This is a genomic window from Micromonospora sp. NPDC051296 (assembly GCF_040682255.1).
Lineage (GTDB): Bacteria > Actinomycetota > Actinomycetes > Mycobacteriales > Micromonosporaceae > Micromonospora > Micromonospora craterilacus.
The window spans coordinates 1-5,551 of sequence record NZ_JBFBAO010000420.1 but is presented as its reverse complement, the minus strand read 5'-3'; the positions used below and the strand labels follow the sequence as shown (position 1 = coordinate 5,551).

The 5,551-nt window shown below is 70.0% G+C and carries 6 protein-coding genes and 1 pseudogene; 1 reads left to right on the top strand and 6 read right to left on the bottom strand.

Annotated elements, in window-relative coordinates; genetic code table 11:
- The 6 genes and pseudogenes from AB0M52_RS29700 to AB0M52_RS29675 form a co-directional block, all read right to left on the bottom strand.
- Positions 1 to 341, bottom strand: a 341-nt coding sequence (locus AB0M52_RS29700; protein WP_363960608.1) for a hypothetical protein, incomplete at its 3' end; no start/stop codon positions are given.
- A 134-nt stretch (positions 342 to 475) separates the two neighbouring features.
- Positions 476 to 1,198: a hypothetical protein gene (locus AB0M52_RS29695; protein WP_363960606.1), complete on the bottom strand. Its 723-nt coding sequence runs from the start codon at positions 1,196 to 1,198 to the stop codon at positions 476 to 478.
- Positions 1,195 to 1,995 carry a hypothetical protein gene (locus AB0M52_RS29690; protein WP_363960604.1) on the bottom strand — a complete coding sequence of 267 codons (801 nt, stop codon included), beginning with the start codon at positions 1,993 to 1,995 and terminating at the stop codon, positions 1,195 to 1,197. Before AB0M52_RS29690 ends, AB0M52_RS29695 begins: the two co-directional genes overlap by 4 nt.
- An 86-nt stretch (positions 1,996 to 2,081) precedes the next feature.
- Positions 2,082 to 2,702: pseudogene (locus AB0M52_RS29685) on the bottom strand (ATP-binding cassette domain-containing protein); the annotation flags it as partial.
- Positions 2,703 to 2,761: 59 nt separating this feature from the next.
- Complete coding sequence (locus AB0M52_RS29680) at positions 2,762 to 3,415, bottom strand: response regulator transcription factor (RefSeq protein WP_363960602.1); 654 nt, start codon at positions 3,413 to 3,415, stop codon at positions 2,762 to 2,764.
- Between the two features lie 2 nt (positions 3,416 to 3,417).
- Entirely contained in the window at positions 3,418 to 4,473 is a 1,056-nt protein-coding gene (locus tag AB0M52_RS29675; protein ID WP_363960600.1) for a sensor histidine kinase, read from the bottom strand.
- A gap of 220 nt (positions 4,474 to 4,693) precedes the next feature.
- Between AB0M52_RS29675 and AB0M52_RS29670 the strand changes: the two genes are divergently transcribed.
- The coding region (locus tag AB0M52_RS29670) for a hypothetical protein (protein ID WP_363960598.1) at positions 4,694 to 5,551 on the top strand (858 nt) is incomplete at its 3' end.

The window sequence follows — 5,551 nt, the reverse complement described above, 5'->3', positions numbered from 1 at the left end:
GGTGGGTCGACGCACACGGCGGACAACGGGCCGTGCTCGACCTCATCGACCGACTCCACCGCGGCGAACGCTTTGCCGCGCTTTCTACGGCTAAGTCGGCGCTCAGGTCTCGGAAGTTGACCGGTGGATCGGTTGTTGGCTGAGAGCAGGGACGTGGTCAATGTGTGCTGGGCTCCGGGGATCTCGACATACAAGCCCAATGCACAGTTGTCCTTGGTTGCGGGATGACGAAAGCCCGGCTGTCGGGCCGGGTTGAGGCGGCTCCGTCGGCCGCTGCGGGTCAGCCAGGCACCGGCGTACAGGATGCAGTAGCGCGAGGTCTTCGGCTCTGCCTTGTTCAAGGTGCCGTCGGGACCGTTGCATTGCCTGTTGGCGCAGCGGTTTACCACACCGCTGGTCGAGGCTGCCCGGTTGCCCGTCGCTCGCCCGGTGATCGTTGCGAGCGTGACCCGTCGCTCGGCGGCGCGCAGTTTCGTCAGCTGTCGCGGTGCACGATCAGGGCCCAGGCGATGCCGACGAACAGCAGCGCCCAGCCGGTGAGCACGAGTAGCCCGGCTCCCGGGCCCAGGGCGGTCGCCGGGTCGGCGGCCCGGCTGAGGAGGCTGAGCGTCGCCTCGTGGGGCAGAAACCTGGTCACCTGCGGGAACAGGCCGTTGAGTGGCGTCGACACCAGCAGCGGCAGGATGACCAGGACGGCCAGTGGCGTGACGGGGCCGCGGGCGAGGAACGCGAAGCCGAAACCGATCAGGCTCAGCAGCAGGTAGGCGGTCAGCAGGGTGAGCAGGTCCGAGGCGGCGCGACCAGCGGCGGGATCACCCGCGGCGCCGTGCTGGACGAGCAGGCCGGGCAGCACGGCGGGGATCGCGGCGAGCAGGGCGACCGCGGCGCTCACGGTCAGCTTCGCGCAGAACCATCGGGTACGGTCCGGCACGGAGGCCAGGCTGACCCGGAGTTGGCCGCCTTGGTACTCGGAGCCGGCCGCGAAGACCGCGATGGCGATGAACACGTACACCGGGGCGAGCATCGGCGTGCCGAGCTGGCCGACGGCTACTTCGCCATCTCCGGTGGCGACCCGGACGGCGTCGGTGGCGGCGAGGATGCCGAGCCCTGTGTTCGCGACCACTGTGAGTGCCAGTGCGATCCAGGTGGCCGGCAGGGTACGGATCTTGGTCAGTTCCGCGGTCAGCAGCGCGGTCACCGGGTGTCCCTGCGGTGCAGCAGCAATCCGGCGAGCGCGGTGGTGAGGACCGGCCACAGCACCAGCACCACCAGAGCGTGTGCCGGACCGGCGGTGAGCCGGCTGTCCTCGGGGTTGAGCAGCAGGTTGCGGCCGGCGCTGAGCGGGAACAGCGCGTCCAGCGCGGGTACGAACACGGCGAGGACCTGGGTCATGGTGACCGCGATGAGTGCCACGGAGGCGATGATGCCGATCAGGGTGCTGCGTGCGATGAGGGTGAGGGCGTACGCGACCAGGGCCGACAGCACGGCGAAGGTCAGGAACCGGCTCTGTCCGAGCAGGGCGTCGTCGCTGGTGACGACCGTCGGATCCCACCTTCTGACCGCGGCGTACATGAAGGCGGTGCTGATGCCCGCGACCACCAGCGACACGCACAGCAGGTACGCAGCGACCGCGAGGGTCTTCGCGGTGACCAGCACATCCCGGCGGGGCACCGCCAGCACCGACTGCCCGAGCTGGCGTGCGCGGAACTCCTGTCCCGCCAGCACCGCAGCCAGGGCGGGCAGGAACAGGCCCATCTGGAACGACGAGGAGATCAGGAAGTCGACGATCGCCGGGTGCGCCGGACGCGGCAGGCCGGCGAACAGCTCGATCAGGCCATCCGGGGTGATGTTGGCGACCGCCTCGGTGTTTTGCCGCAGGTTCGCCACGCAGATCAGCAGGTGCAGGGCGAGGATGACGCCGGTGACGGTCCATGTGCCGCGTAGGGTGAGGATCTTGGTGAGCTCGGCGCGGGTGGCGGCGAGCACCACGCTCACCACCCCGATCCCTGGTCACCGGTGAGCGCGAAGAACGCGCTCTCCAGCGACGCGTGCCCGGCGCTGACCTCGTCGAGCGGGCCCTGTGCGGCGATACGCCCCCGGACGATCACGATCACCTCGTCGGCGGTGTCTGCCATCTCGGTCATCAGGTGGCTGGACAACAGGACCGTACGGCCACGGGCCGCGTAGTCGCGCAGGAAGGTCCGAACCCAGCGGATCCCGTCGGGATCCAGGCCATTGACCGGCTCGTCGAGCACGAGGATGTCCGGATCACCGAGCAGCGCCGCAGCCAGCCCGAGCCGCTGGCCCATACCCAGCGAGTACCTCTTGACCTGCTGTCTGGCGACACCGCCGAGCCCGACGACGTCGAGCACCTCGTGCACCCGCCGGCGTGGGATCCGGTTGGACTGGGCGAGCCAGGTGAGGTGGTCGACCGCCCGCCGCTCGGGCACCGGGCCGGCGCCGTCCAGCAGGGCACCCACCGTGTGCAGCGGGTAGCGCAGATCCCGGTACGGCTTGCCGTCAATCAGAGCGGTCCCGGCGTCGGGCCGGTCCAGGCCCAGCAGGATGCGCAGGGTGGTCGACTTGCCGGCGCCGTTCGGCCCCAGGAAACCGGTCAACCGTCCGGGCGGGACGGTGAAGCTGACGTCGTCGACGGCGGCTTTGGCCCCGTAGCGCTTGGTGAGATGAGCTACCTCGATCACCCGCCCAGCGTCCCGCCGGCCGCCGGAACGGCGCGTCCCCCGGAAGTAGACAGCGTGGTTCAGCGCTGTTCGTGCAACAGGCCCGCCTCGTAGGCCAGCACGGCCAGCTGGGTACGGTCCCGCACGTCCAACTTGGCGAAGGTTCGGCGCAGATAGGTGCGAACCGTCTCCAGGCTCAGGAACAACTCATCGGCGATCCGCTGGTTCGAGTAGCCGCGCGCGACGTACCGGATGACCTGCACCTCCCGCTCGGAGAGCACCTGCCCGGCGAACTGGTGCCGGCGCTGCGGCTGGCGCGGTGCGAAGGAGTGCAGCAGCCGCGCGGTGACCTCCGGCGCGAGCATCGCATGTCCGTCGTGCACCGTCCGGACGGCCTGCAGCACCTCCTGCGGAGAGGCGTTCTTGAGCAGGAACCCCGAGGCGCCCAGTGCCAGCGCCTCGTGCACGTACTCGTCCAAGTGGAACGTGGTCAGCATGATCACGCGAGTGCCGGTAGCCGGCAGGATCCGCCGCACCGCCTCCAGCCCGTCGGCGCCGGGCATCTGCACGTCCAGCAACGCCACGTCCGGCTTCAGTGCGACGCACAGCCGGGCGGCCTCCGCGCCGTCGGCGGCCTCCCCGGCGGTGCGGAAACCCTCGATACGGTCGAACAGCTTCCGGTAGATCCCGCGAAAGCGGGCGTCGTCGTCCGCGAGCAGGACAGAGATCGCCATCGTCAGCTCCTTCGCGTCGGTAGCCGCGCCTCGACCTCGAAGCCACCCCCCGTGGTGCCGCCCCACGCCACCGTACCGCCCAGGGCCGCGGCGCGTTCCCGCATGCCGCGCAGGCCGTAGCCCGTACCGGAAGAGACCGGCGTCGCCCCGGGCGCGCCGCTGTCGCGTACCCGTAAGGCGATCGTCTCCTCGGTCTCCCACAGCTCGACCGTGCAGCACGCCCGCGGCGCGTGCCGGACCACATTGCTCAGCGCCTCCTGCGCGATCCGCACCACCGCCGCGCCGACCTCGGCGTCGACCGGGCCGCGCGGTTCCAGCCGGGCGTGCACGGCGACCCCGGCGGCGCGGGTGGTCGCGATGATCGCGAGCAGCCTGCTCAACGCGGGTCCGGGTTCTCGCAGGGTACGCACCAGGCCCTGCATCTCCTCGAGGGCGTCCCGGGCGTGCGACTCGATGTCGGCGAGTGCCCCGCGCAGTTCGGCCTCTGGAGCGTCCGGCAGTCCCCGGGTCACGCCGGCCTCGGCGGCGATCACCCCGAGCGTGTGCCCGACGACGTCATGCATCTCACGGGCCAGGTCCAGCTGCACCCGCATCCGCTCCGCATCCCGCGCGGACGCGATCTGCCGACCAACGGCGGTGCCGACCAGCCACGCCGAGCACAACGCGGCCGTGGCCACGGCCACCCGCGTGCCGAGGCCGGACGAGACCCCGGTCACCGCGGCCAGTCCGGCGAGCACGCCGACCAGCGTGATCACCAGCGCCCGGGCCCGCGGACCGCGTTCCACCGCCACCGGATAGAGACACCAGGCGGCGGCCAGCATCGGATCTTGACAGAGGCCGACGACCACACCCACCAGGGTCGTGACCGCGACCGCCGCGGTTGCCGCGACAGGTGCTCGCCGGTGGAGCACGAGCGCGGCACCGGTCAGGGCAGCCAGCACGATCCCGGCGCAGGTCCGGGCCCAGTCACCGGCCGCGGTGATGGGCGGCGCCCAGAGTAGGGCGAGCACCAGAACCGCGGCCAGGAGATCTCTGCGCGGCACCGTCACCCCGCTCATCTTGCCAGCGCACCAGCTCCCCTGAACCACCAAGATCTGGTGCGCGGACATCGGCACGTGCGTGCACGGGGAACGAGCCGACGCCTGCGCCGGACATCTACGGAGAGTGACGGAAGTTCCTACCTTCCGGCGCGCCCGCTCGGCGGCATGAGAGTGTGCCATCCGCAGCCGGCACCGGTCTGGTTCGGTATCAACGGGTGAGTTCCGGCATCCTGATGGCGTGGCAGATCCGGAGCGGTTTCTGAGGTTCGAGCACCAGCATCGCGATGGGCTGCACTCTTACGTGATTCGTGCCGATGAGGCGGATCTGCCTGGCCCGGCGTGGTCGGGACTGTGGGAGCAGGACTATCCGGAGGATCCGGGCATGAATCCGTGGCATCGGCACGGGATTAACAACAACGACGGTGAGGCCTTGGCGGTATGGCGGGCGCTGGCGTGGGCACTGACCGCGGGTCGAAGCCGGTTCGCCATTCCTGCGTACTACCGAGACGAGGCGGCGCAGCTTCTGGGCGTCGACCGTGAGGCGGTGCAGTTGGTCCGGTGGGAGTACGAGGTCGACGTTGAGCAGCCAGAGTGGCATACCGCCGACGTCGGGTTCGTTCCCGCTCGGGCCTGCGTCTCGCGGTGGCCGGCGGCGGATCGGTGGGAACACGGCCACGCTGAGTTCGCCGGCCTGTTCGGGCTGGACAGCTTCCGAGACTTCACCAACCTCGACCTGGCCGTCTCAGGCGATGCCAGCTCGGAGCTGACGCTGTTCGCCCTTGCTGATCCAGCCCGGGCCGGTTTTCTGGCCGCCTCGCTCAATCAGGCCGACCGCCCATACCTGGCCGAAATCCTGCAACCCGGTGACATCTTCGTCGATCTGGCAGTGGGGCACGATCTCGGTACCGGCACCAGCAGCTACCTCACTGTCAAAGCGGCCGAAGGGATCGAGGAGGTCGGCCAGCTGGCCGACCACTTCAGTCGAGCCTTCCGCCGCTACCAGGACCGGGTTAGTCAGATCCTGACGTTCGAAGAGTTCCACGCGGCGATCGACGATCTACTGACCCCGCCCGACGTCACCCGCAGCACCGCCGCC